26 protein-coding genes are annotated in these 24,557 nt (G+C 46.2%); 5 read left to right on the top strand and 21 right to left on the bottom strand.

What is annotated here, in order from left to right; all coding sequences use genetic code 11:
- Window positions 1-37: 37 nt before the first annotated feature.
- A complete protein-coding gene (locus tag QYB97_RS00130; RefSeq protein ID WP_301163933.1) occupies window positions 38-556 on the bottom strand; it encodes a MerR family transcriptional regulator in 519 nt (172 codons plus the stop codon).
- Window positions 557-747: 191 nt separating this feature from the next.
- Between QYB97_RS00130 and QYB97_RS00125 the strand changes: the two genes are divergently transcribed.
- On the top strand, window positions 748-870 hold the full coding sequence (locus QYB97_RS00125; RefSeq protein WP_301163932.1) for a hypothetical protein: 123 nt from the start codon (window positions 748-750) through the stop codon (window positions 868-870).
- A 238-nt stretch (window positions 871-1,108) separates the two neighbouring features.
- Here QYB97_RS00125 and QYB97_RS00120 read toward each other — a convergent pair whose 3' ends face one another.
- On the bottom strand, window positions 1,109-2,095 hold the full coding sequence (locus QYB97_RS00120) for a DUF2515 family protein (RefSeq protein WP_301163931.1): 987 nt from the start codon (window positions 2,093-2,095) through the stop codon (window positions 1,109-1,111).
- Between the two features lie 113 nt (window positions 2,096-2,208).
- Between QYB97_RS00120 and QYB97_RS00115 the strand changes: the two genes are divergently transcribed.
- From QYB97_RS00115 to QYB97_RS00105, 3 genes are all read left to right on the top strand, one after another.
- Entirely contained in the window at window positions 2,209-2,457 is a 249-nt protein-coding gene (locus QYB97_RS00115) for a glutaredoxin family protein (RefSeq protein ID WP_301163930.1), read from the top strand.
- Window positions 2,458-2,540: 83 nt separating this feature from the next.
- Complete coding sequence (gene recU / locus QYB97_RS00110) at window positions 2,541-3,167, top strand: Holliday junction resolvase RecU (protein ID WP_301163929.1); 627 nt, start codon at window positions 2,541-2,543, stop codon at window positions 3,165-3,167.
- 58 nt (window positions 3,168-3,225) lie between these two features.
- Window positions 3,226-5,919, top strand: coding sequence for a PBP1A family penicillin-binding protein (locus QYB97_RS00105; protein WP_301163928.1), 2,694 nt, complete (start codon window positions 3,226-3,228; stop codon window positions 5,917-5,919).
- Window positions 5,920-5,966: 47 nt separating this feature from the next.
- On the opposite strand, the gene QYB97_RS00100 is transcribed toward QYB97_RS00105, so the two are convergent.
- From QYB97_RS00100 to QYB97_RS00010, 19 genes are all read right to left on the bottom strand, one after another.
- A complete protein-coding gene (locus QYB97_RS00100; RefSeq protein ID WP_301163927.1) occupies window positions 5,967-7,235 on the bottom strand; it encodes a glycosyl hydrolase family 18 protein in 1,269 nt (422 codons plus the stop codon).
- A gap of 54 nt (window positions 7,236-7,289) precedes the next feature.
- Window positions 7,290-7,754 carry a YpoC family protein gene (locus QYB97_RS00095; protein ID WP_301163926.1) on the bottom strand — a complete coding sequence of 155 codons (465 nt, stop codon included), beginning with the start codon at window positions 7,752-7,754 and terminating at the stop codon, window positions 7,290-7,292.
- Window positions 7,741-8,427: an endonuclease III gene (nth, locus tag QYB97_RS00090; protein WP_301163925.1), complete on the bottom strand. Its 687-nt coding sequence runs from the start codon at window positions 8,425-8,427 to the stop codon at window positions 7,741-7,743. The genes QYB97_RS00095 and nth overlap by 14 nt, the downstream gene beginning before the upstream one ends.
- 58 nt (window positions 8,428-8,485) lie before the next feature.
- Window positions 8,486-9,205 (bottom strand): DnaD domain-containing protein, encoded by a 720-nt coding sequence (locus tag QYB97_RS00085; protein WP_301164880.1) that lies wholly within the window; start codon window positions 9,203-9,205, stop codon window positions 8,486-8,488.
- Window positions 9,206-9,407: 202 nt separating this feature from the next.
- Window positions 9,408-10,700, bottom strand: a complete 1,293-nt coding sequence (asnS, locus tag QYB97_RS00080; RefSeq protein ID WP_301163924.1) for an asparagine--tRNA ligase — start codon at window positions 10,698-10,700, stop codon at window positions 9,408-9,410.
- Between the two features lie 78 nt (window positions 10,701-10,778).
- Window positions 10,779-11,963: a pyridoxal phosphate-dependent aminotransferase gene (locus QYB97_RS00075; RefSeq protein WP_301163923.1), complete on the bottom strand. Its 1,185-nt coding sequence runs from the start codon at window positions 11,961-11,963 to the stop codon at window positions 10,779-10,781.
- 18 nt (window positions 11,964-11,981) lie between these two features.
- Window positions 11,982-12,461, bottom strand: a complete 480-nt coding sequence (locus QYB97_RS00070) for a hypothetical protein (protein WP_301163922.1) — start codon at window positions 12,459-12,461, stop codon at window positions 11,982-11,984.
- Window positions 12,462-12,477: 16 nt separating this feature from the next.
- Window positions 12,478-12,648 carry a YpmA family protein gene (locus tag QYB97_RS00065; RefSeq protein ID WP_090234061.1) on the bottom strand — a complete coding sequence of 57 codons (171 nt, stop codon included), beginning with the start codon at window positions 12,646-12,648 and terminating at the stop codon, window positions 12,478-12,480.
- A gap of 85 nt (window positions 12,649-12,733) precedes the next feature.
- Entirely contained in the window at window positions 12,734-15,544 is a 2,811-nt protein-coding gene (gene dinG / locus QYB97_RS00060) for an ATP-dependent DNA helicase DinG (protein ID WP_301163921.1), read from the bottom strand.
- A gap of 79 nt (window positions 15,545-15,623) precedes the next feature.
- Window positions 15,624-16,007 (bottom strand): aspartate 1-decarboxylase, encoded by a 384-nt coding sequence (panD, locus tag QYB97_RS00055; protein ID WP_301163920.1) that lies wholly within the window; start codon window positions 16,005-16,007, stop codon window positions 15,624-15,626.
- An 8-nt stretch (window positions 16,008-16,015) separates the two neighbouring features.
- Entirely contained in the window at window positions 16,016-16,873 is an 858-nt protein-coding gene (panC, locus tag QYB97_RS00050) for a pantoate--beta-alanine ligase (protein ID WP_301163919.1), read from the bottom strand.
- 1 nt (window position 16,874) lies between these two features.
- Window positions 16,875-17,708, bottom strand: a complete 834-nt coding sequence (panB, locus tag QYB97_RS00045; protein ID WP_301163918.1) for a 3-methyl-2-oxobutanoate hydroxymethyltransferase — start codon at window positions 17,706-17,708, stop codon at window positions 16,875-16,877.
- Between the two features lie 211 nt (window positions 17,709-17,919).
- Window positions 17,920-18,906 (bottom strand): biotin--[acetyl-CoA-carboxylase] ligase, encoded by a 987-nt coding sequence (locus tag QYB97_RS00040; RefSeq protein ID WP_301164879.1) that lies wholly within the window; start codon window positions 18,904-18,906, stop codon window positions 17,920-17,922.
- Window positions 18,894-20,078, bottom strand: coding sequence for a CCA tRNA nucleotidyltransferase (locus QYB97_RS00035; RefSeq protein WP_301163917.1), 1,185 nt, complete (start codon window positions 20,076-20,078; stop codon window positions 18,894-18,896). Before QYB97_RS00035 ends, QYB97_RS00040 begins: the two co-directional genes overlap by 13 nt.
- A gap of 8 nt (window positions 20,079-20,086) precedes the next feature.
- The gene (gene bshA / locus QYB97_RS00030) at window positions 20,087-21,214 is read right to left on the bottom strand and encodes an N-acetyl-alpha-D-glucosaminyl L-malate synthase BshA (RefSeq protein ID WP_301163916.1); all 1,128 of its coding nucleotides are present in this window, start codon (window positions 21,212-21,214) and stop codon (window positions 20,087-20,089) included.
- Window positions 21,215-21,224: 10 nt separating this feature from the next.
- Complete coding sequence (gene bshB1, locus QYB97_RS00025; protein WP_301164878.1) at window positions 21,225-21,917, bottom strand: bacillithiol biosynthesis deacetylase BshB1; 693 nt, start codon at window positions 21,915-21,917, stop codon at window positions 21,225-21,227.
- A 2-nt stretch (window positions 21,918-21,919) separates the two neighbouring features.
- The gene (mgsA, locus tag QYB97_RS00020; protein ID WP_301163915.1) at window positions 21,920-22,330 is read right to left on the bottom strand and encodes a methylglyoxal synthase; all 411 of its coding nucleotides are present in this window, start codon (window positions 22,328-22,330) and stop codon (window positions 21,920-21,922) included.
- A gap of 15 nt (window positions 22,331-22,345) precedes the next feature.
- On the bottom strand, window positions 22,346-23,149 hold the full coding sequence (gene dapB / locus QYB97_RS00015; RefSeq protein WP_301163914.1) for a 4-hydroxy-tetrahydrodipicolinate reductase: 804 nt from the start codon (window positions 23,147-23,149) through the stop codon (window positions 22,346-22,348).
- 1 nt (window position 23,150) lies between these two features.
- A complete protein-coding gene (locus tag QYB97_RS00010; protein WP_301163913.1) occupies window positions 23,151-23,489 on the bottom strand; it encodes a nucleotide pyrophosphohydrolase in 339 nt (112 codons plus the stop codon).
- A gap of 144 nt (window positions 23,490-23,633) precedes the next feature.
- Between QYB97_RS00010 and QYB97_RS00005 the strand changes: the two genes are divergently transcribed.
- Complete coding sequence (locus QYB97_RS00005; protein WP_301163912.1) at window positions 23,634-24,506, top strand: YitT family protein; 873 nt, start codon at window positions 23,634-23,636, stop codon at window positions 24,504-24,506.
- Window positions 24,507-24,557 lie beyond the last annotated feature (51 nt).

Below are 24,557 nucleotides of genomic sequence, written 5' to 3'. Positions count from 1 at the left end.
CAAAACAAAGGATAAAATGCACGAGCTTCCTTCAAGGTTAAAGCGTGAAAAGCCCCACCAGCCAATTGCGGCGCTGTTTTTTATACCCGCCGGCTTCTTCCTGAGCCCCATCGGGCATTTTTAAAAGTTTGACTTCAATATCCTCAATTTTCTCTTCTATTTTAACAAGCCGCTTCATCATGTCATCCATTTCTGTTGCATGCTGCAAGACCTGGTAGGACAAAACGTCATCCGCTTTTTCTTCCAGCTTTTTTTCAAGCTTTTCGATCTGGGCCATCAATTGATCGAACCGTTCATCAAACGCAATTGCAGGCTGTGCCTTGGGTTCAGCTTCCTTAGTTTTTGCAGCTGCGATTTGAATATCGCCCATAAGCAGACCTGCATCCAGCTGTTTCTTAATTTCCCGCAAATCTTCTATGTCCTGCTCGGAAAACAGATAATGACCATGGTCGTTTTTTTGGCAGGCAAGATTGAAATGCTTAACCCAGCGCTGAATGGTAGTTGGATTTACACCAAGTTCTTCCGAAACCGTTTTTGTTTTAAACACCATTTCCATTTCTAATTCCCTCCCCGATATCTTATAACAGAAGTATTCCCTCCTCTTTTTCGTTTCCCTTCACATGTGACAAAACTAGAACGGTTTCGGCAAAGTAAGTGGTTTTGTGCAAAAAAACCCGTCTTTCGACACTGTTATCCTGTATGAAACAGGACCTACTGCCTAACACTACGATTAGGAGGTGAAGAAACATGGATCAACACGAAAACAGCCTGGAGCAGGAGCAGGAAAAAATGACGAACGCACCTGAGCAGGAGAAAAAAGAAGGCTACGGCGACAAAAAGCTAGAAGGCCCCAATTACCCAGCTACATAAGTTAAGAAAAGCTGAAACGGCCGCTTAGCCCCGACAAGCGCTGGAGCGCTTACCCAGCAACACGTTCTTTGTGTTGAAGGGGAAGCGTGAAGCGACCTCGAGGGGTTGGCCGTTGAAGCTAGATCGGGAAAGCTGAAACGGCCGCTTAGCCCCGACAAGCGTGTAGCTGCCTCGGGGAATGATGAAAGAATAAAACCTGAAAACAACAAAAAGTGTCCCGTGAACCCGGGACACTTTTTTACCGTTCTTTTTTGCTATCGCTTTTATCCTTAAACAGCAGTTCCTGCAGCAATATACCAATTTGAAGCTGAAGCTCTTTGCTGTGATGCCACTTTGTTAAGTTGATGTTTTCAGGAATAGAAAGCTTTTTGTAATAAGCCTGCAGATTTTTTTTCTTTTGGCTCCAGTCGGGCAGAGACGGCCGTGAATGCTGCACCAGTGGATAAGTAAGCCGGAGAAGTTCACGATCCCTCCTCCGATTGGGGTAAACATATTGCTCGTAGTCCTGCCTTGAACCAGTGTGGGGTGTTACCCGGGAGAATTCCTCAAAATCCTTTGCATACTTAGACTGAAACAGCAGCCACGCGAGTCTTCTTCCAAGCAAAATTCGATTTTGCACCTTTCGGAAACCATGTACAGAGAATCCAAACATTTCCCCATTAAGGGTCGGAAAAAGCACTGTGCTGAAATGAAGCCAGTTTTGAAGCCTGTAGGGCATCGACATAAAAACCCGCCTGCGATAGACAGGGTGCTCAATCACCGGTTTTTGGATCAAATGCTGTTCATTTATGATAAGCGAGGTCCAAAGCCGTTCTTCATCGCCTTTTTGCCAAAACACACACCATTCTTTTTGCATAAACGCAGAAACGTTAAAGGATGATAAAAGCGAAAAAAACGGCTCTCCTGCCTTCTTGCTTTTTTCATATAAAAGCAGCTGCGGATAAGCATCGGAAAAAATCAGCCAGTTCGCCCGTTCGTACGTCAGAAAAAGAAGATTGCGATAATGAGTTGGTATGGACCGTTTAAGCCAGCTGCCTTCCAGGTCGGACATATTATAACCGGCATTTCTTGAAACGATAGAAGCAAGAAACGACCATTTAATTTCAGGATTTCTTCTGAAAAATTGTTCGTAAAATACGGTACGTGAAATATTATCCAGGTTGCCGGCATTCGTTTTCTGCCGGATTTCCTCAATCACGGCCTTTTCCCATTCCCTGATTCTCATGTACTGCCCTCCCTTCCTTTTCTCTTATCCTTCGCAGCTGTTGGTAAAATATTTGTAAGACAGAAAGAAAAACGCTAAAATGAAAGGATAAGAAGCTGTCTGGAGGATCAACAATGAAACAGAAAGTAATTATTTACACACAGGAAACCTGTCCCCCTTGCTTTGCTGAAAAGGAATGGCTGACTTCAAAACAAATCCCATTCGAGGAACGCGATATCCGAAAGAACCCTCAATACATGAATAAAGTGATTGATCTGGGAGCAAGCGCCACTCCTGTGACTGTTATTATAGACGGAGAATCCAAAAACGTTGTTCTTGGATTTAACCAAGACGAGCTGGAATCACTTCTTCAGCAGGGATAAGAAAGTGAACAAAGAAAAAAGACTATGCCGGCCATCAAGCTGACATAGTTTTTATTTGCCATTCTTTAAAAGGATGTGAGACTATGGCACCGATTCAGTATCCCAACGGAAAAAAAACCTCTTCCTCTCTGTCCCCCGCCAATTCAAAAAGTTCCATCTCCTACGGGAACCGGGGAATGACGCTTGAGGAAGATTTGAATAAAAGCAACGAATACTATCTGGAACGGGGAATTGCCGTCATTCATAAAAAACCGACACCGGTTCAGATCGTCAATGTTGAATATCCCAAGCGGTCCGCCGCCGTGATCAAAGAAGCCTATTTCAAGCTTGCTTCCACCACGGATTTTAACGGAATTTACAGGGGGAAGTATATTGACTTTGAAGCGAAGGAAACGAAAAATAAAACTTCTTTCCCGCTTCGCAACTTTCATGATCATCAAATTCGTCATATGGAAGCCATCCTTGCCCATGGCGGAATCTCCTTCGTCATCCTGCGTTTTTCAACACTGAATGAGATCTTTCTTCTCGACGCCGGGCACCTGATCCCCTATTGGAATGATCAAACGAAGGGAAGAAAATCGATCCCAAAAAAGGATATCGAGTCGCATGGACATCCGGTTTCTTCCGGTTTCCTGCCGCGAATTGACTATCTGAAAATCATTGATAAAATGTACTTTTATGACGAAGATGAGGGGAAGGTTCATAAATAACGCCTTATTGACGAATAATCATAATGTATATTGCAGCAATTGAAAGGTTGATACAATTATGTCGAATGAATACCGCAGCAGACAAGAACGCAGGCAGGCAGCCGATAAAGGCTATCAGCACGGCCCAAAAAAGAAAAAGAAGTTTCCACTTTTTAAAGCGATTGTAGCGTTTATCGTTATTATGTTTATTATAGGAACGATCTCGGTGGGCGTCATTATGGCAAAATCACCGAAACTCGATCCTGACAAATTAAAAACGCCTTTATCTTCCCAGATCTATGATAAAGACGGAAAAATGGTCACCTCGCTCTTTTCTGAGCAAAACCGGGTAAAGGCCGGGATAAAGGATATTCCGCCAAACGTACGGGATGCATTTGTCGCAGTGGAAGATGTCCGGTTCTATAAACATCCGGGCGTTGATGTGCGCCGTATTTTTGGAGCGGCCCTTGCCAATGTAACTGGCGGCTTCGGTTCTCAAGGCGGAAGCACCATCACGCAGCAAGTAGTAAAAAATACGATTTTAACCAATCAAAAATCGCTGACCCGTAAGATTCAGGAAGCTTACCTGGCGATTAAACTTGAGAAGAAATATTCGAAAGAACAAATTCTTGAAATGTATCTCAATAAAATCTACTTTGGACATAATGTCTACGGCATCGGAACTGCAGCCAAAACCTATTTCGATGTAGACCGGCTCGATCAGCTTACGCTTCCGCAAACCGCATTGCTGGCTGGCCTTCCAAAAGCACCAAGCAACTACGATCCACTGAACCATCCCGAAGCTGCTGAAAAACGCAGAAACGTAGTTCTAGGGCAAATGGAAAAGTATGGGTATATCACGAAATCCGAAGCAGACAAAGCAAAGGCAACTCCCGTAACTAAAGGATTGCATAAAGGAAGCCTTCAGGAAACACGTATTCATGAAGCGTACCTTCAGCAGGTAATTAAAGATATTCATAAGATGGATGGAATGAAGAATGTCGATGTGTTTGCCGATGGATTAAAAATATACACCAATATGGATACGAAAGCGCAGGAAGCTACCGAAGATGTTCTTCAAAACGCTTCGTTCCTTAAAAATGAAAATAAAAAACTGCAATCCGGCATCGCGATTGTCGATACAAAAACAGGCAGCATCCGCGCCATTGGAAGCGGACGTGAGGAAAATCTTATGAGTGCATATTATGCTTCGGGGAATCAGCGCCAACCAGGCTCCACCATTAAGCCGATTCTCGATTACGGGCCTGCCATTGATCATTTCAAATGGAATACCGGACATATTTTGAAGGATTCGCCAATCACCATTAATGGTTCGACGATCCATAACTTCAATGATGAAGGGTTCGGCGAGGTTTCCATGCGTACGGCTCTTGCTAAATCGGAAAATACACCGGCCGTACGTACCTTCATGGAAGTGGGAGAAGATAAAGCCGTTGATTTTGCCAATAAGCTTGGCATCAATATTGACTCAGCGCCTCCCGCCTATGCAATCGGAGGATTTCAAAAAGGAATCACACCGCTAAATCTGGCAGGCGCCTATGCTGCCTTTGGAAATGAAGGAGTCTACAATGCGCCTACGACCATCCGCAAAATTGAATTTCCAAATGGCGATGTGGTTAAGCCGGATAACAAGCCGGTCAAAGCAATGAATGACTTTACCGCCTATATGGTTACCGACATGCTCAAAGACGTTATGAAAAGCGGCGGAACCGGAACGATGGCGAACGTTCCCGGCTTAAATCTTGCTGGAAAAACAGGCACCACCAATCTCCCGAAGGAGTTCAGGGATGCGAACGGGATTCCTAAGAGTGCAACAAATGACGCCTGGATGGCGGGATATACTCCATCCTACTCCGCTGCTGTGTGGACAGGCTACAATAGCAAAAAGGATAAAGAAGGCGTTCATTACCTGGATACCAATCAGAGGAACTACTCAAAGCTAATCTTCAAAGAGGTGATGAGCCGGCTTAACCATGACGGTTCAGATTTCAAAAGACCGAATTCGGTTGTCGATGTGACGCTCGAAAAAGGCACTAATAAAAAAGCAGGTGAATTTACGCCTGATGACCAGAAAACAAAAGAATTGTTCGTACGCGGTACTGAGCCTAGTGAAGTATCGGACAAATACGATCAGCCGGCTTCCATTGAAGGCCTTAATGCCAAGTACAATGAAGGGAAAAAAGCCATCGATGTGAAATGGAACTACAAAGGCAATGATAAAACGGTCTATAAAGTAGCAGCCAGTGTGGATGGCACACCGGCAGCAGAACAAACGATCAAAGATAAGTCCTTTACCGTTCCAAACGCGGAAGCAGGAAAAACATACAGCTTCCAGGTAACGGCCATCAACAGTGAAACTGGTAAGGAAAGCCCTCCTGCGCAAACCTCGGTCACGGTTCCAGGTGGTGAAAAGCCGCCAGAAGAAGGCACTCCTCCTGACAAAAACAATCCTGGTGACCAAAACCAGGGAGGAAACGAAAATCAGGGAGGAAACCAGGATCAAGGCCAGAATCAGGGTGACCAGAATCAAAACCAGGGTGGAGAAAATAATCCACCAGATCAAGGCGGAAATCAGGAAGGCAATACCGGTCAGCCTGACAATACAGAACCACAAAATCCTCCTGGACAAGGTGAGAACCAAAACGGCCAGAGAAATGGCCCTGGACAGGGAAATGGGAATGACCAAAATCAACGACAGCAGCAGCAGCAGAACGAACAACAGACTCCTGCCCTTCCCGATTTAAGCCAATAATACAGAGAAGGCCGCCCCCAGTAAGGGGCGGCCTTCTTCTGTGTATATTATTGAAAACGGATATTGTAACGATCCTCCAGATAGTTCCACAAGCCCGGATAATCAAATGCGAGATTCCAGAAACTTGCTCCTCCAAGCTTGTATTCATCGATCATATCGAATTTGGCTTTCATACTGCGGAAATCCTCGAACCATACCTTATGCTCTTTCTTTTCTTTATCATAATATTCGAAGTACGGGGACTGATCCTTGCTGTCATACTGTACTGCAGCTTTTCGTTTGGCTGCAAGCTGCACCGCCTGTACGGGGCTGAGCGCCTTGGCCTGCGGCCCTCCCTGAACAAAGGGAAGCTTCCAGTCATAGCCGTACAGGTTGATCCCCATCAGAATTTTGCTTCTCGGAATCACTGTGACTGCATAATCAATTACTTTTTTTACTTCTGTGAGCGGACTTACCGGCAAAGGAGGTCCGCCGCTGTATCCCCATTCATACGTCATGAGAATGACATAATCCACTATCTGGCCATGTGCCTTATAGTCGTGGCCTTCATACCATATTCCTTTTTGTTTTTCTTTGATTTTGGGAGCAAGAGCCGTGGTGGAAATATACCCTTCTTTATGCATGCGTTCGGTCATGGCCCTGAGGAACCGGTTGTAACGCTCCCTGTTCTCTCCCCCGATATATTCAAAATCCACATTGACGCCAACGTACCCTTTTTCTTTCATGATTTTCGCCGTGTTCTCGATCACCTTATTGCTGATGGCCTGGTTCTTTAAGATGGAAGTAGCCAGTTCCCTGCTGAACGCCCCATCTTTGATGGTGGTCAAGGAAAGCAGCGGACGAACGTTTTGATTTTTGATATCCTGTAAAAAAGGTCCGTCATCCAATGGTTTCAGTTCACCATTTTCATTTACTTCATAGCTGAATAATGAGATATAGCTTAATGCCTTGGCCGCTTTCTTAAAGTTTTCCCGTGACTTTTCGGAAGGCTCTGCAAAAGCGTTCGTTGTTATGGTCCGTTTGCGTTTCTGGGGCACCGTCAGTGCAAGCCCTTCCATCAACTGGCTTTCCGAAATTTCAGGGTTTGCCTGCTGTAGTTCTGCTTTCGTAATACCCAGCTTAGCCGCAATTTTTTCGAACGTATCACCCTTTTTCACTTTATATTCAAAAGGTGCAGGAATAAGCAGCGTTTGTCCTACCGCCAGCACATCCTGCGGTCCAAGGGCATTGACTGCCGCAATATTTTGCCATGGCAGACTGTAATATTGTGACAGCTTATACAGCGAATCCCCTTTCTTTACTACATGGATTTGCATAACTCCCCCTCCTAGACATTCTCATAACACATTCTATGTGTTATGAGAATGTCCCTATTCCATGCGGGGGGCGCGGAGATGGCTGGCTGCCTTTTTTTCAAGCTCGGAAAACAGCTCATTCAGCTGGATCCATGCTGTGAAATGGGATGGCCGGGTAAAAATCAGCTCAAGCCTCTCTACCGCATTCACGGGCCTTACAGGAAGGTTGTCCACCGTGTTCTGCCAATGAACCAAATCATGAACCCAGCTGTTGTTGCACCAAAATAAAGCCTGGATAAAACAACTGAGCTGATCAATCAACGGGCCGGATGCTTCGTGTGGCTTTCGCTCTGAAAACAACTGCCGGATTTTCTCACCCTCGGTTTTCCACCCATCCAACTTTTGCTTCAGCTTCTCAGGTGACAAAGGCGGTGCATCCCGAAAAGAAAGCGCCACTATGTCTTCCCGAAAGCAGCCTTTATCACGTTTGGTATCCCTGCCAAAAAACAGCGGATGATTCATGGAATCAGGAATTTTCATTTTTATTTAAAAGCTGTGCTTTTTTAAGGTTCAGTTTTGTTCGTTTTTGCCCTTCCCGGCACAATTCAAGCAGCGGGCACTCCGGACATCGCGGGCTTTGTGCCTTGCAATGATATCTTCCGAAAAAAATGAGACGATGATGGGTGAGACCCCACTGCTCTTTAGGGACCTTTTTCATTAACGTCTCTTCAACCTGCAGGACAGAGTCTTTCCATTTGCAAATGGCCAGGCGCTTTGTTACCCGTTCGACATGTGTATCCACTGCTATGGCCGGAATGCCAAAAGCAACCGAAACAACAACATTGGCCGTTTTTCTCCCGACACCCGGGAGCTTTGTCAGCTCGTCACGGTCTTCAGGCACCTTGCCGCCATAATCGTACAGCAGCATGTAACACAGCTTTTGGATATTTTTTGCTTTGTTTCGGTAGAGCCCTATGGAACGTATATCATCCTGCAATTCTTCAACCGGCACCTTGAGGTAATCCTCCGGTGTTTTATATTTGGCAAAGAGGCCGGGTGTGACTTTGTTTACCAGTGCATCTGTACACTGTGCCGATAAAAGGACAGCAATGGTGAGTTCAAAGGGATTGCTGTGATTCAGTTCGCAGTGGGCATCGGGAAACATTTCTCCAAGGGTGTCCAAGCAATAAGCAATCTGTGTTTTGTTCAGCATAATTTTCCTCCTGATTCAATACCCTTGCACATGCAAAAACAGACGAGATTTCCCTCGTCTATGATTGCTCAAGCCAATTATATACGGGAACAGAGAATTGATTCCGGCTGTCAATGGATTCTGCCTGCCTGGCCGCTGGTTTGTTTTGCCGCGCCCTGAACTTCTCTCCGTATGTTCTGGCCTGTTCTGGTGTTTGTATATTATTCTTCTTCCATTCAAACAAAATCCGGTCGATATAACGAAAGTTAAGCTTCCCCGTCATGACCGCTTCCTTTAACGCAGAAATAATCAATGCTGAAGTATGCCGATCCTGATCGATCCAAATCTTCAGGGTTTCACACTCCATGGGAGACAACGGCCTTCCAAACTCCCGTTCATAAATCGTATAAACACTTTGTTCTTCTTTTTCTTTATTGGCTAAGTCCTGCTCGGCTTCCTGGCCGGAAAGGACCGACAGCAATTTTTCCCAAAGCGGATTGAGGGAATAAGCTTCATAATACATCCCTTTTTCCTGGTCTTCATACTGTCCCATTTCCAATAATCCCTGCTGGATAAACCCTCTCAGCATTCCCATGCACCTGGTCGGGGTAATGCTCATCCTTCCGGAAAGCTCCTCCGGAGTCGGAAACGGATTCCCCGATTCAATGAATGTATGTACATGCAGAAGGAGCATGCATTCTTCGTCTTGAAGCCCGATGGACCGGTAATGCTTAAACAGAACATGGGGTATTGAAACCGTTCCTTCTGACAGCCATTTCAAAAATAATGCCTTTTCCATCATAACACCCCTTCTTCATCAGTATACCACGAGTAAGCCTTATTTCCCCAGTCATGATGCCGTCGTGAAAAACATCGATGAAGCTTAAAACAGATATAGGAACCGCCCTTGCAAGACAGGTTCCCATGCCGGGTAAAGGTGAAAAACCTCCTTTAAGAGGAGGTTTTTTAAAAGTTTTTTCTAAAGAAACATGGTCAAAAAATTAAGGATACAGGCGGTTCAGCAAACGCGGGAACGGAATGGTTTCACGCACGTGCTCGGCGCCGGTAATCCAGGCAACCGTACGTTCAAGACCAAGACCAAATCCGGAATGCGGAACACTGCCGTATTGGCGGAGCTCAAGATACCATTTGTAGGCATCATCAGTAAGTCCGTGCTCTTCATAGCGGGCTTTCATCAGTTCAAGATCATCAATACGCTGGCTTCCTCCGATGATTTCCCCGTAGCCTTCAGGCGCAATCAGGTCGGCGCAAAGGACAACATCATCGCGTTCAGGGTGCGGCTTCATGTAAAAAGCCTTGATCTCTTTTGGATAATTGGTAATGAACACTGGCTTGTCATAGCTTTCGGCAATAGCTGTCTCATGCGGCGCACCAAAATCTTCTCCCCATTCAATATCATCAAACCCTTTTTCCTTCAGGAGTGTAATGGCATCATCATAGGAAATGCGCGGGAACGGAGCTTTAACATTCTCAAGCTTGGAAAGATCCCGGCCCAGCACGGTCAGTTCAAGCTTGCAGCGTTCAAGAACGGATTGCACGACATGGCTGACAAACTGTTCCTGAATCTCGAGAGATTCTTCATGTTCAACGAAAGCCATCTCAGGCTCAATCATCCAGAATTCGATCAAATGACGGCGCGTTTTTGACTTTTCAGCACGGAATGTCGGACCGAATGAGAAAACTTTTCCAAGAGCCATGGCTGCCGCTTCCATATACAGCTGCCCGCTTTGGGAAAGATATGCGTCTTCATCAAAATATTTGGTATGGAATAAAGTCGTAGTTCCTTCGGCAGAACTCCCTGTCAGAATAGGCGGGTCGACTTTGATAAATTCATTTTTATGAAAGAACTCATACATTGCATGAATAATTTCGTTTCTGACTTTCATAATCGCATGCTGGCGTTTGGAACGCAGCCAAAGATGGCGGTGATCCATCAAAAACTCTGTGCCATGCTCTTTTGGCGTAATCGGATAATCCACCGACTCTGAGATGACCTTTACGTCTGTAACGACGAGCTCAACACCTGTTTGAGAGCGGTCATCCTGCTGGACCTTCCCTGTTACATACAGGCTGGTTTCCTGCGTAAGTCCTTTTGCTGTTGTCCAGATGTCTTCAGCCACTTCAGCTTTAACGACTACACCTTGAACAAAGCCGGTTCCGTCCCGAAGCTGCAAAAAAGCAATCTTGCCGCTTGAGCGCTTATTGCTCAGCCATGCACCGATGGTCACTGTCTCATCGATATGGTTTTTTAATTGGGAAATTGTTGTTTTCACGTGACACCCTCCAAATCATTCTATGTATAAGTGATTATCATCTAATCACTTATAAAAATCAAATACCCTCAAACTCTATTATTTGCTCTTTTTTTCCATGAAACGGGCAATTCGCTCCAAAGCTTCCTCAAATTTTTCAAGTGAGGTAGCATAAGAAAGCCTCACATTGTCCGGTGATCCGAATCCGGAGCCCGGAACAAGGGCAACTTTCTCCTCCTCAAGCAGCGCTGCCACCCATTCATCCACACTGTTAAAACCGGTCATCCTGACCGCTTCCTTCACATTCGGGAAGAGATAAAACGCTCCTTTAGGTTTCACACATGAAAAGCCCGGAATTTGAATCAGCTTTTCATAAACGGTGTTCAGACGGGATTCAAAGGCTTTTCTCATCTCTTCCACCGGCTCCTGGCTCCCCTCGTAGGCAGCAATTGCGCCATATTGGGAAATGCTGGTCGGATTGGAGGTGCTGTGGCTGTCCAGATTGGTCATTGCTTTAATGATTGTGCTGTCGCCAGCCGCATATCCGATTCTCCATCCTGTCATGGAATGAGACTTGGAAACCCCGTTGATGATAATGGTCTGTTTTTTCAGTTCAGGAGAAAGCTGGGCAATGGACGTATGCTGTGCACCGTCATATATTAATTTTTCATAGATTTCATCCGAAATGATTAGAATATTATGTTTTAAGCAAACATCCCCGATTTGTCTCAGTTCTTCTTCATTGTACAAAGAGCCTGTCGGGTTGCTTGGGGAATTGAGGACGATCGCTTTTGTTTTTCCTGTGACTGCTTCTTCAAGCTGTGACGGTGTAATTTTAAACGCATTGTCTTCCTTGCCTTCCACATAGACCGGTACACCGCCTGCTAGTTTCACCTGCTCAGGATAGCTCACCCAGTAAGGCGTTGGAATAATAACTTCGTCTCCGTCGCTAAGTAAAACTTGAAACAGGGAATAGAGTGACTGTTTCGCTCCTGTCCCAACTACGATTTCCTGAGGTGAGTAGTCAAGATTCTGGTCTTTTTTAAACTTTTCAGCAATCACTTTTTTCAGTGCAGGCAGGCCGCCGGAAGCTGTATATTTCGTGTGCCCTTCCTTCATGGCCCGGTATGCGGCTTCAATGATGTGTTCCGGGGTATTAAAGTCCGGTTCTCCCGCGCCCAGTCCAATCACATTATGCCCTTCTGCTTTTAATGCATTTGCTTTTGCCGTGATGGCGAGTGTCGTAGATGGTGTAAGTGCTTTTACTCGGTTTGCCAGTTCCATTCTTTTCATCCCTCACTTTTAGATTTCCTGCTTGATACTGTATTTTTTATAGCGTTCTCCGGTTTGGAAATCGCCGTAGTAAAACGTGTACCTGCCGCTATCATCGAGATAAACGGCTTCCCATACGACTTGGCTGTTCTCCATTCCAAGACGGAGATTCACCCACTGTTTTGGTTTGAAATTTTTGTCCACATAGTTCTTCATTTGCTGTTTTGTCAGTCCATCACTTTGTTTCACCAGCTTGGTCTTGCCTTTGTTATTTACCAGCACATATACTTTCCCGTACTTCCCGGAAGTGCCGCTGATCACATCCAGCGCCTGGTCACCATGATAATAATCCATCTGATCAACAGTTAAAGCGTAGTTGTTTTGTGCAGCCTGTACCGCTCTCTCCTGTCCCGCATCACGGTTTGAAAGAATTTTATAATACAGTGAAATGCTCTGCCAGAGGATAATTCCAATACAGGCTATCCCAAGGATAATCCACCATTTTTTCATCTCGACTGCATCCTTTTTATGTTTTGTAGATGGTAAATATCATTTTATTTTCATCTTGTTCATCGAGTGCCAGACCGAACATGACATCCTTGTGTTTCAGCGTTTTGTTTAATTCGGTCACAACCTTGTAAAGATCCGGCGATTTGCCAATCTTTACCGTGGAAAGAACTTTAATTCTGCTCTCCAAACCAGCTGCCTCCTTACCCAATTCCATCTCGTAACTTACTATATCAGACTTCCGCCTTTTTGGGGACAGGCAATCTCCATCTATTTTATGACTGATCGAGCCATCCTTCAAGATCAGTCAGCAGGTCGGCCATCAGTCCCTTTTGCACAGGCACTGGCGGCAGTGATGTAATGAACGACTTGCCGTAGCGGGTCTCTGTTATCCTCCTGTCGAAGACAAACACGACACCCTTATCGCGCTGTGTACGTACCAATCTTCCAAACCCTTGCTTAAAGCGGATAATGGCCTGGGGAAGAGATAGCTCCATGAACGGATTCCCGCCATCATTCCTGAGTTTTTCTGCCCTTGCTGCAGTTACCGGATTATCAGGCGGGGTAAATGGAAGCCGGATAATGACAAGACAGGACAGATCTTCGCCAGGAATGTCAATCCCTTCCCAAAAGCTGCTTGTTCCAAACAGAATGGACTGTTCAAATTTCTTGAAGTTCTTCGTGAGGCGAGCCCTGCTTCCGCTGTCTATTCCCTGCCCAAACAGGACAAACTCGTCAGCATCAGATATGCCCTTGAACACATTGTATGTTTCCCTTAGCATGTCGCCCGAAGTAAACAAAACAAGCATCCTGCCTCTGGTCACTTTGGCAATATGGTAAAGCTGCCGGGCAATAACGGCAACAAAGGTTTCCTGGTCCACTTCATTAATGAGCGGGATGTCCTCAGGAACCATAAACTTCACCTGCTGATCGTAGGAAAACGGAGATGGAAGATTAGCAGCCACCGGACCGAAATCATCAAGCCCCAGCCGGGAGATCATATACTGAAACGAGTTTCTGACCGAAAGCGTTGCCGAGGTCAGAACCGCGCTGTTCTTTTTCGCAAAAAATTCATCAGCCAGCATATCTCCGATGATGATCGGTTTGCTGTACAGATAAACGGCATTTTTTGCTCCCTTCGCCTCTACCTCCAGCCAGAATACTTCATCATCGTTCACCTCACGTAAAAGGTGCCGGAGCTTTTCCTTCTCCTCCTGCAGCTGGTTTCTCACACCATTAAAATCAGCGACAACCCCTTTTTGCTTGAAGGTGAAGTGGTCTTCCTTTTCTTCGCACAGGTGTGCGGCCTTTTTCAGCAGCTTTTCCAAATCATTGATTTCAAAATGAACACGATGGGACATCTCCGTGATTGCCTTCCATGCTGCACGTTTGCCGTCCCGTTCCCCGAACCGGTAGCTGACACGGCCGAAATCATTCAAATTGCTTTTTTTGGCATCAAGCACATAGTCACGAAGCGTCCGGAAAAGATCGTCCAATTCCAGTTTCAGCTCGGGCAGCGATGCTGCAATGTCGTCAAGAGCCTCTGTCAGACCGGGCACTTCCACCGTTTCTGTCAATCCGTAAAGTTTCTGTATAAGCCCGCTGTCTTCTTTTGTGCCCATGCGTTCAAGTATTCTTGCAAACACAAAATAGTCCGTCTGGACGCCGAAATGGTCGCTCACCACTTCCTCCACATGATGCGCTTCGTCAATAATTACTTCCTTGTAGGAAGGCAGCAGCTGGGAATCGGATTTAACATCGGTGAACAAAAGAGCATGGTTTGTGATCACAAGATCCGACGTCATGGCCTCTCTTCGCTTCCTGTGATAAAAACATCTGGAAAACCAGGGACACCGCTGATTCAGGCAGGAGCCCGAATCACTTTTCACCTGCTGCCAGAAGAGCTTGCCGCCTGAGGCAAGATTTAATTCTTCGACATCGCCCTGGGTGGTTTCAGTCAGCCAGACGAGCAGCTGGGCTTTTGTCAGATTGGTATCATAATTATCATCGTAAGAGTCATCAAGTGATTGTTCAAACTTACGAAGGCACAAATAGTTGTTGCGGCCTTTCAATACTGTGGCATGAAACGAGAATGGCAAAATATTCTTCAGTATCGGAATATCCCGCTCCATCAACTGCTGCTGAAGCTGAATCGTATGGGTACTGATTATGATTGGCCGGTCATTCTGCTTTCCGTACACCAGGGAAGGAATAAGGTAGCCAAGTGACTTTCCTACACCCGTTCCGGCCTCGATCATCGCGTGCTGATGATTTTCCATTGCTTCAAAAACCATGCCGATCATCTGTTGCTGACTTTCTCTTGTTTCATAATGTTCCATTTCCTCAGCAAGAGTGCGCAACAAGGATTGAGGATCAATGCCGGCGGCTGCCCCGATGTCTTCTTTTTCAACGGGTGAAAAAGACCTGATCGCGAGCTGCCGGAAATAATCCATTCCTTCCTCATCTTCTATTCTGGAAGACTTTGAAAGGATGATGTCCTTTACGATTTCCTCCAGACTGCTCTGCATTTTTTTCAAAAATGGTTCAAGACGCTGAAGCGTCAGCAGCGGAAGCGCCTCGAGCTTATCGAGGAGCTGAACGAGCAAGTGTGCCGTTACTTCAGCATCACTGTCTGCCTGATGTGGATTTTCATGGACTATGCCCAGATAGTCCGCCAATTGTCCGAGCTGATAGCTGTCAGCCTGCAGCAATAAAACTCTGGAAAGTTCCACAGTGTCAATCATCGGTCCGGAAAACCGCCGGTAGCCGCTGTTTTCAAACTCTTCCTGCAAAAAGTTCAAATCAAATAAAACGTTATGGGCCACGAAATAAGAGCCTTCGAGCATCTGTAATATGGCAGGGGCTACTTCCTCAAATAAAGGCGCATCTGCAACCATTTCATCATTGATCCCGGTAAGCTGCTCAATAAACGGCGGAATGGGTTTTTCCGGGTTCACAAAGGAAGAAAAACGGTCAACAATTATGTTATTTTCAACCACCACAGCTCCGATTTGAATGACTCGGTCTCCTCGGGCGGGGGAATTTCCAGTTGTTTCTACATCAATAACAACATAACGGTTGTTCATCCTTTTCACCTCGGGTCAAACGGCATGCACTTCTTGTGCAGCTCTTGTATGTAAATAGAAAAACCCCTTGAAGAAGGGGTTAAAGAATCGTTGAAGCCGGTTCATAACCTAGTATTTCTGTAATCCGGTTGTTTTCATCCATGATCGCAACTCTCGGCTGGTGGGAATGGACTTCCTCTTCCGAAAGCATGCAGTAGGAAATCACAATAATAACATCGCCTTCCTGTACGAGGCGGGCAGCTGCGCCATTCAGGCACATGACTCCGGTTCCCCGGGGACCCGGAATAATATATGTTTCAAATCTTGCTCCATTATTATTGTTTACAATCTGCACCTTTTCATTGGGAACCATGTCAACCGCATCAAGAATATCTTCATCTATCGTTATGCTTCCCACGTAATTCAAGTTCGATTCGGTTACACGGGCGCGATGGATCTTGCCCTTCATCATTGTTCTGTACATAATATCACCTATTGTTCCCTTTCGTTGTGGGTAAACAGCAAATTATCAATCAGCCTGGCATTCTCAAACTGGACGGCAAGGGCGATGATCATTGTTTGCCCGGAGAAGGGAACTTCCTCAAGCTCAGGGTAAGAAAGAATTTCAAAATAATCCACGCTGCCGCTTGTTTCTGTCTCTACATACTCTACCATTTTTTCTTTCACAAGTGTAATATTTTTCTCTTTTTCAAGCAGTTCTGCCGCCACCTTGAGGGAACGGTATAACACTGGTGCTTCTTTTCTCTCCTGCGGTGACAGGTATACGTTTCTGGAGCTTTTTGCCAGACCATCTTCTTCCCGGACAGTCGGGCATGCCACCAGCTCTACTTGAAAGTTCAGGTCTTTGATCAACCCCTGGACAACCGCTACCTGCTGTGCATCCTTCATCCCGAAGTAAGCCCTTGTGGGTGAAACAAGATGAAACAGTTTGGAAAGAACGGTTGCCACCCCGTCGAAATGCCCTTCCCTTGTTTTGCCGCACAGAGCATTGACTCTTTTCGTAACATGCAAAACAACAGATGGCTGATCAGGATACATTTCCCGTACTTCGGGATAAAACACCACATCAACCCCATTGTCGTTAGCCACTTTTTCATCACGTGCAAAGTCCCTTGGATACCGCTCAAAATCTTCATTCGGTCCAAATTGAAGCGGGTTGACAAAACTGCTGACCACCACAATATCATTTTCTCTTATTGCCTGCTGCATGAGAGCCGCATGCCCATCATGGAGATATCCCATGGTCGGAACAAAACCCAGGCTCTTCCCCGCTGCCAATTGCGTTTTGCTGTATGCCGTCATCTCGCGGATGCTTCTTATAATCTTCAACTTATTTCCCTCCGTACAGCGCTTGTGCTTCTTCATGCTTCATTGAAAATGAATGCGCTTCTTCAGGAAACGTTCCGTCCTTCACTTCAGCAACATAGTTTTCAAGCCCTTTTAAAATGGGATGGGCGGTTCGGGCATACATTTTTGCGAATTTGGGGATGTGGTGAAATCCATAGCCGATAAGATCATGGTAGACGAGCACTTGCCCGTCGGTTTCCCTGCCTGCTCCAATACCGATTACAGGTATCCCCACGGATTCGGAGACCACTTGGGCGAGCTGTTTAGGGACACACTCAAGAACAAGGGCAAAAGCTCCGGCATCTTCGATTAATTTCGCCTCTTCCAACAGCTGAATGGCCTGCGCTGAATCCCTTCCTTGAACTTTATAGCCGCCAAGCACACCGGCTGTCTGCGGAGTAAGCCCAAGATGGCCGACAACAGGAACTCCGCCCTCCACCAAATAGCGGATCGTTTCGATGACGCTTTTTCCTCCCTCAAGTTTAAGGGCCTGGGAACCGGTTTCCTGCATGATTCTCATTGCGTTTTTAACAGTCTCGGCTCGTGTGCCATGATAGCTCATGAACGGCATATCAGTCACAATGAAGGTGTCTGGCGCGCCGCGTTTTACAGCCTTGGCATGATGAATCATATCGTCCACTGTAACCGGTACCGTCGAATCATAGCCAAGAACCACCATTCCGAGTGAATCACCGACAAGAATCATATCCACTTCTGCTCTCTGGGCGAGCTGGGCGGAAGGGTAATCGTAGGCGGTCAACATCGCAATCTTTTCCTTATTTTGCTTCATTGCAAGAAAACTTTGAGTCGTTTTCATCCTTACTCCTCCTTTTTTAAGGAGGCACAGAGGAAAAAAAACCCCTCGGATTCATCAGAGGGGTTTTAAAGTACGTGTGTTTCTGCAATCCCTCTGTCCCGGTCCCTTTATGGATCTAGGCAGATTAATACGTTAATCTTTCCTTCACAGAAAGTGCAGTTCCCGTTCCCGGGATACCGCCTTTTCTACACTTCATACTTTACCACATTATTCAGGTTCTGGGAATTTCAATGTCCGCCGAATAAATCGGATGAACCTTCCCTTCATCGTCCTCAAGAAGGAGAACCCCGTCATCAGTGATGCCCTTTGCGATTCCTTCAATCTGCTGATTCAGCGTACGCACACGAATGCGCCGCCCGATGCTGTTTGCGTAGCTTTCCCATAAAAGCTTTACAAGCTCAAACCCGTTGTTCAAATAATCATGGTAAAGCTCTTCCATCTCGTGAAGAATGGCTGAAATCAATTCTGCCCGTTTGATTTCTTTTCCCGATTCTATTTTCAGGGAAGTGGCAATATCCTTCAGCTCGTCGTTAAAATCATCCCGGCCTACATTAACATTGATGCCTGGACCGATGATAACCGCATGAACACGGTCGGATTCCGCCTGGAGTTCCGTTAAAATCCCGACTACCTTTTTTCCCTTGACCAGAATGTCGTTTGGCCATTTGATCTCCGGCCGGAGACCTGTAACCTTCGCAATGGCTTTGGTAATGCCGACCGCTGCAAGCAGGGTGAGCTGGGGAGCCTTCTGGAGAGGAATGTCGGGACGAAGAATAAGGCTCATCCATACTCCCGTTCCTTTTGGCGATTGCCATTGACGGCCGAGACGCCCTCTTCCGCCGGTTTGTTCATCAGCAACCACCAGCGTTCCTTCATTTGTGCCAGACTGTGCGAGCCGTTGAGCAATTTCCTGTGTACTTTTGACAGATTCCTCGTACACAATGACCTTTCCTAGAACCTCAGTCTTGAGCCGGGCGTTGATTTCTGCCGCCGTAACACGGTCTGGCGCGGATGTAATCCGGTATCCCTTGCGCGGCACCGCTTCAATCACATACCCCTCTTTGCGCAATTCCTCAATATGCTTCCAGATTGCAGTGCGTGAACAGTTCAGCTCGTCGCTGATCTGCTGTCCGGAAACATAGTCGCCCCCATTGTTTATGAGCATCTGCAGCAAGTGCTGTCTCATTATTCTTTCCAACTCCTTACCCAACTCAGTATCTCTTCTTTATTGTTTTGTACCGTCTTTTCAAGGACACTTTTTTCAATTTCACCAAGAACCTTCTGGATCCATGGTCCTTTTTCCCTTTCAAATACTTTTACAATGTCCCGGCCATTGACTGCCAGCTGCTTTCTCGAATGAATGGGCAGCCCGCGGTAGGATTCCTTAAGCTCCTGGACATCTTCACTGGCCTTTTTCCCCTGCAGCAGATTTCTCATCCGCAAACAGGATGCTGCCCGTTCCTCGCCGAGTTCATACAAATAGAGCGGTTGCCGTACATCCTTGTCCAAAAAACCAAAGAGCAGGCCAGCCTCCCGGATGAGGGCGTTGGATCGTTTCCATGATTTTAGAAAGCCAGGCAAATCGGTAACCCCAAGTAAAAAAAGAAGAGCGGCCCATCTTTCCTCATCACTCTCTAACCTGGTCCAGTCAAAGGACGAAAGCGAATCCGACCTGTCTTTAAATCTTTCAAGTTCCGGGAGCGAAGAAGAAATTCCTTCTTCAAATATAAACGCCAGGCAGCCGGCGGCATCCCTGCCGCGGAGCAGCTTAATAAACTCCACTGCGAGCCGTTCAACAGCAATTTCCTTTAATTCTTTGGACAAGGACACACAGGCCCTTTTTGTTTCGGTTTCAAGCGAAAAGCCCATGACCGACCAAAAACGGAGGGCTCTCATAATCCGGAGAGGGTCCTCAAGGAATCGTTCACTGGGATTTCCGACGGTTTTAATCAATTGATTTTGCAGGTCCTGCCTGCCGCCAAACGGGTCATGAATCCTCCCGAAGCGGTCCATGGCCATCGCATTAATGGTAAAATCTCTTCTCGCCAAATCCACTTCGAGTGACTCAATATATTCTACAGACGAAGGGTGGCGGCGGTCCACATACTTCCCTTCTTTTCGGAAGGTTGTCACTTCAAACGAAACCGATTCTTGCCGGACAATCACTGTTCCGTGTTTAATGCCGACTGGGATGGTTTTTTGAAAAAGGGAAGAAACTTCAGCAGGAAGTGCCGAAGTGGCTATATCAATATCCCCTATTTCGCGGTCCAGCAGAAGATCCCGGATACAGCCGCCTACCATGTAGGCCTGAAATCCTGCCTCTTCCAGTCGGTGCATGATAGATTGCGCACCTTCAAAAAGATCTCTCATAATGCATCCTATCCTTTTAAAACGCTGTAGTATAGCTGCTCATAATCTTCCACGATCTTGGAAGAATGAAAATGGTCCCTGACATGCTGCATCGCCTGATAGGAAAATCTCTGTTTTTTGCTTTCATCCGTCAGAATGGAAAGAGAAGCACGGGCAATGCCATCTATGTCACCCAGCTCGCAAATGTAGCCCGTTTCCCCGTCCAGGATTACTTCTGGTATTCCGCCGATGTTTGTTCCAACAACCGGGACTCCACAAGCCATGGCTTCAAGCAAAACAAGCCCAAAGCTCTCTTTTTCCGAAAGAAGAAGCTTTAAATCGCTGATGGAAAACAGTTCAGCCACATTTTCCTGTTTTCCAAGAAAGAGAACATGGTCTTCGATATTCAATTCCTGAACGAGCTTGCAGGCGACCGTAAATTCCGGACCGTTTCCAATCAATAAAAGTTTGGCCGGAATTTCATTTACTATTTGATGAAACGCTTTAATGACATCGGGCACCCGTTTAACCGTCCGGAAGTTGGAAATATGAATAATGACCTTTTCTTCCGGTTTAATCCCATATCCTTTCCTCAGATGGCTCGCATCCTGCTTAAAATACTCTCGCTCATCCACAAAATTATAAATGGGATAAATCTCATTCTCGACGCCCAGCAGCCGGTAAGTATCGTTCTTCAAACTATTGGATACCGCCGTTACGGCATCAGAATTTTCAATACCAAATTTAATCATCTCTTTCAGGGAGGGATCATAGCCAAGGACGGTTATGTCGGTCCCATGAAGGGTGGTAACGATCTTCAGCTGTTCACCTGCCATCTGCTTCGCCAAAAAGGCACAAATCGCATGAGGTATCGCATAATGAGCATGAATAATATCCAGCTTCTCACGTTTGGCGACCTCCGCCATTTTACTTGCCAGAGCCAAATCGTAGGGCGGGTATTTAAAGACGGAATAATTGTTGACTTCCACTTCATGATAAAAGATATTCGCATAAACTTTTCCCAGGCGGAAGGGCAGGGCTGAAGTAATAAAATGAATCTCATGCCCTTTTTCAGCCAGCAGCTTTCCAAGTTCAGTAGCCACGACCCCGGAGCCGCCGACGGTAGGATAACACGTAATTCCAATTTTCAGTTTCATCTGGTTCTCCTTACAATGTCTTTAATAAATATGGCTTTTTGGTGATAAAGCCTTCCGCGAAGGCAACACCTGCTTCAGAACCATACATCTTTTCCCTGGCGCTGACAGACTCAATATATCCATTGACAAGCGGAGTATCAAAACTGTCATCGCCTTTGACGAACTGGCTTTCATAACAATTCAGCGCCGCCACCTTTTTTTCAAAAACTGATGATATATCAACAAGCAGATGGGGCTTGTGAAAGCCGTTGATAAAATAAAAATATATATTTTTGACCCTGTGCGGGGGAAGCCCCTCAGGATCTGAAACATTTTTTACCCCTGCAGAAAACGCTGCCTCTTCCACCAGCTTTGTACAATTCCCATGGTCCGGATGACGATCCAACGAATACGGAACAAAAATAGTGTCCGGCTTCACTTTCCGAATGACTGACACAACGGCTGCTATGTACTCCTCTTTCATAAAGATGCCGCGATCAGGGATTCCAAGATTCAGCCGCTCCGTTACGCCAAGCACTTCCGCAGCATTTTTTGCTTCTTCTTTCCTCCGATCAACAGTTCCGTTGGATGATAGTTCGGCCTTGGTAAGGTCGCAAATGGTAACTGTGCCCCCTTTAGCTGTATGAATCGCAATGGAACCGCTCATTCCGATTTCAACATCGTCAGAATGAGCGCCAAAAGCGAGCCAGCTTTCTAATTTCATCATCATTTGCCTTCTCTCTCTGTAATAATGGTTCTCCAATTAAAATCACCGCGACCCATGGCCCGGATAAACAGTTCTCCGCTTGCCACGTTCGTCGCGACCGGGATCTGGTAAACATCACAGAGCCGTATGAGCGCGGAAATATCGGGCTCGTGTGCCTGCGCGGTTAACGGATCCCGGAAAAAAAGCACAAGATCCATCTGGTTCTGCGCAATTAACGCCCCAATCTGCTGATCTCCGCCGAGCGGGCCGGATTGAAACCTGTGGATATTGAGTCCGGCAGCATCCATTATTTTTTGCCCGGTAGTACCAGTGGCAAACAATTCATGCTTCTTCAAAATCGGTTCATAAGCTACAGTAAAATTTATCATTTCCTGCTTTTTATTATCATGCGCCACCAACGCAATTCTCATCGTTCCCCACCCTTTTTATTCAATAATATTTTCCAAGCCGTAAACCAGATGGTCCACATTCATGACCGCTTCAACTGCCAGTTTAACACCGGGCATGAACGAAGCCCGGTTCATGGAATCGTGTTTGATCGTCAGTGTTTGTCCTTCACCGCCCATAATGACTTCCTGATGGGCAACAAGCCCTGGCAAGCGCACACTGTGAATCCGGATGCCGTCCATTTCGGCGCCTCTTGCTCCCTTGAGATCTTCCTTCTCCCCGGGATGCCCCTGGCGTTTCGATTCTCTGATCTCCCGGATCAGCTGTGCGGTTTTCAGCGCGGTTCCTGAAGGAGCATCCAGCTTTTGGTCATGATGCTTTTCAATGATTTCAATATCCGGAAGGTACCTTGAAGCCATCTGGGCAAACTTCATCATCAAAACAGCACCAACAGCAAAGTTGGGTGCAATGATGGCCCCAAGTTCGCGTTCGGAAGCGAGGTTCTTCAGGCGTTCAAGGTCCTCATCAGAAAAACCGGTAGTCCCGATCACAGGACGGACATTATGTTCCAGTGCCTGCTCAAGATGAACTTTTCCCACATCCGGCTTTGTCAGGTCAATCAGCACATCAGGACGTATATCCGCAAAACACCTTGGCGCATCCTCGTATACAGGAATGTCCAGTTGCGGCATTCCCTCGACATCTTTCAGCATCATGCCGTCATTTCTTGAGTCAATCACCGCCACCAGCTTAAAATGAGGGGTTTCAGTTACCATACGGACGGCCTCACTCCCCATTTTCCCTCTCGGTCCTGCAATGACGATTGAAATTTCCTTGTTCATTTTATTGTTCCTCTCCTTCTTCAATCCGTGTCCATCGGTCCTTGTCTCTCGTATTGAACTTTTTCATAACCATATCAAACGATTTTTCCATACTAATATTGAGTGAATTGGCAAAGCATAGTAAGACGAAGAATAGATCGCCGAGTTCCTCTTCGACCGTCTGTTCTTTTTCGGTTGATTTTTTCGGTTTTTCCCCATAATAGTGGTTAACTTCACGGGCAAGCTCGCCAAGCTCTTCAGTCATTCGCGCAGTCATGGCCAGAGGGCTGAAATAGCCTTCTTTAAACTGGCTGATATATGTATCTACTTCTTTTTGCATGTCTTGCATGGTCTTATTCATCGCATATCACCTCTTGTTCAATCCTACGTTAATGTTAGCGGAGAATAAAGCATTTGACAAATTTCTTGAGCGATTGAACCCCCCCCGGTTTTGCTTTATAATGAAAACGCCATCAAGGCCAAGCAACAGTATCAGGAGGCACAAATGACTTTTCCCATCCGCACTAAAAACGTCTTTTTTATTTTATTAGGCTCCGCCATCTTTTCCTTTGGCATTGTTCATTTCAACATGCAAAACAATCTTGCTGAAGGCGGTTTTACCGGCATCACCCTTATTCTTTATTTTTTGTTCCATATTGATCCTTCTTATTCAAACCTGGCGCTGAACCTTCCGCTTTTTTTCGTCGGCTGGAAGCTTCTTGGAAAAAACGCATTCATTTATACATTAATCGGGACTGTTGGTGTATCTCTGTTTCTATTCCTTTTTCAGCGGTTTTCATCGCTCAGGGTAGACCTGAAACATGACATGCCGCTCGCCGCCCTGTTCGCAGGTGCCTTTATAGGCATTGGGCTCGGCATCATTTTCCGGTATGGAGGAACAACCGGCGGAGTGGATATTATTGCACGGCTCGGTCATAAATTTCTGGGTTGGAGCATGGGAAAAACAATGTTCATGTTTGATTTCGTTGTCATTTCCATTTCACTCATCTATCTTGATTACAAAGAAGCCATGTATACCCTTGTCGCCGTATTTGTAGGGGCAAGGGTGATTGATTTCATGCAGGAAGGCGCGTATGCCGGTAAAGCAGCAATGATTATTTCTGAAAAAAATACCGAAATTGCCGCTCTCATCATGAAAGAGATGGACAGGGGAGCTACCCTTCTCACTGCAAAGGGAAGCTTTACCGGCACACAGAAGGAAGTGCTGTACTGTGTATTCGCCCGCAACGAAATTGTCCGCCTCAAGCAAGTCATTGAACGGGTCGATCCTCACGCGTTTGTGACCGTCAATGACGTCCACGAAGTCCTGGGAGAAGGATTTACCCTCGATGCCGACAAAAACCCTATAGGGATCTAAGAAAAGCTGAGATGCCCGTTCAGAAGCGGCAGACGTTGGAGGCTTTGAACA

The organism is Fictibacillus fluitans, from assembly GCF_030418125.1.
Taxonomy (GTDB): domain Bacteria; phylum Bacillota; class Bacilli; order Bacillales; family Fictibacillaceae; genus Fictibacillus_C; species Fictibacillus_C fluitans.
The sequence above is the reverse complement of the archived record's forward strand: the minus strand, read 5'-3'. Positions and strand labels throughout refer to the sequence as shown.

Excerpts from the sequence above, each read along its gene's own strand:
- QYB97_RS00130 (WP_301163933.1), bottom strand. The coding sequence starts at position 556 with ATGGAAATGGTGTTTAAAACAAAAACGGTTTCGGAAGAACTTGGTGTA.
- QYB97_RS00125 (WP_301163932.1), top strand. The coding sequence starts at position 748 with ATGGATCAACACGAAAACAGCCTGGAGCAGGAGCAGGAAAAAATGACG.
- QYB97_RS00120 (WP_301163931.1), bottom strand. The coding sequence starts at position 2,095 with ATGAGAATCAGGGAATGGGAAAAGGCCGTGATTGAGGAAATCCGGCAG.
- QYB97_RS00115 (WP_301163930.1), top strand. The coding sequence starts at position 2,209 with ATGAAACAGAAAGTAATTATTTACACACAGGAAACCTGTCCCCCTTGC.
- recU (WP_301163929.1), top strand. The coding sequence starts at position 2,541 with ATGGCACCGATTCAGTATCCCAACGGAAAAAAAACCTCTTCCTCTCTG.
- QYB97_RS00105 (WP_301163928.1), top strand. The coding sequence starts at position 3,226 with ATGTCGAATGAATACCGCAGCAGACAAGAACGCAGGCAGGCAGCCGAT.
- QYB97_RS00100 (WP_301163927.1), bottom strand. The coding sequence starts at position 7,235 with ATGCAAATCCATGTAGTAAAGAAAGGGGATTCGCTGTATAAGCTGTCA.
- QYB97_RS00095 (WP_301163926.1), bottom strand. The coding sequence starts at position 7,754 with ATGAAAATTCCTGATTCCATGAATCATCCGCTGTTTTTTGGCAGGGAT.
- nth (WP_301163925.1), bottom strand. The coding sequence starts at position 8,427 with ATGCTGAACAAAACACAGATTGCTTATTGCTTGGACACCCTTGGAGAA.
- QYB97_RS00085 (WP_301164880.1), bottom strand. The coding sequence starts at position 9,205 with ATGGAAAAGGCATTATTTTTGAAATGGCTGTCAGAAGGAACGGTTTCA.
- QYB97_RS00075 (WP_301163923.1), bottom strand. The coding sequence starts at position 11,963 with ATGGAACTGGCAAACCGAGTAAAAGCACTTACACCATCTACGACACTC.
- QYB97_RS00070 (WP_301163922.1), bottom strand. The coding sequence starts at position 12,461 with ATGAAAAAATGGTGGATTATCCTTGGGATAGCCTGTATTGGAATTATC.
- dinG (WP_301163921.1), bottom strand. The coding sequence starts at position 15,544 with ATGAACAACCGTTATGTTGTTATTGATGTAGAAACAACTGGAAATTCC.
- panD (WP_301163920.1), bottom strand. The coding sequence starts at position 16,007 with ATGTACAGAACAATGATGAAGGGCAAGATCCATCGCGCCCGTGTAACC.
- panB (WP_301163918.1), bottom strand. The coding sequence starts at position 17,708 with ATGAAAACGACTCAAAGTTTTCTTGCAATGAAGCAAAATAAGGAAAAG.
- QYB97_RS00035 (WP_301163917.1), bottom strand. The coding sequence starts at position 20,078 with ATGAGAGATCTTTTTGAAGGTGCGCAATCTATCATGCACCGACTGGAA.
- bshA (WP_301163916.1), bottom strand. The coding sequence starts at position 21,214 with ATGAAACTGAAAATTGGAATTACGTGTTATCCTACCGTCGGCGGCTCC.
- bshB1 (WP_301164878.1), bottom strand. The coding sequence starts at position 21,917 with ATGAAATTAGAAAGCTGGCTCGCTTTTGGCGCTCATTCTGACGATGTT.
- mgsA (WP_301163915.1), bottom strand. The coding sequence starts at position 22,330 with ATGAGAATTGCGTTGGTGGCGCATGATAATAAAAAGCAGGAAATGATA.
- dapB (WP_301163914.1), bottom strand. The coding sequence starts at position 23,149 with ATGAACAAGGAAATTTCAATCGTCATTGCAGGACCGAGAGGGAAAATG.
- QYB97_RS00010 (WP_301163913.1), bottom strand. The coding sequence starts at position 23,489 with ATGAATAAGACCATGCAAGACATGCAAAAAGAAGTAGATACATATATC.
- QYB97_RS00005 (WP_301163912.1), top strand. The coding sequence starts at position 23,634 with ATGACTTTTCCCATCCGCACTAAAAACGTCTTTTTTATTTTATTAGGC.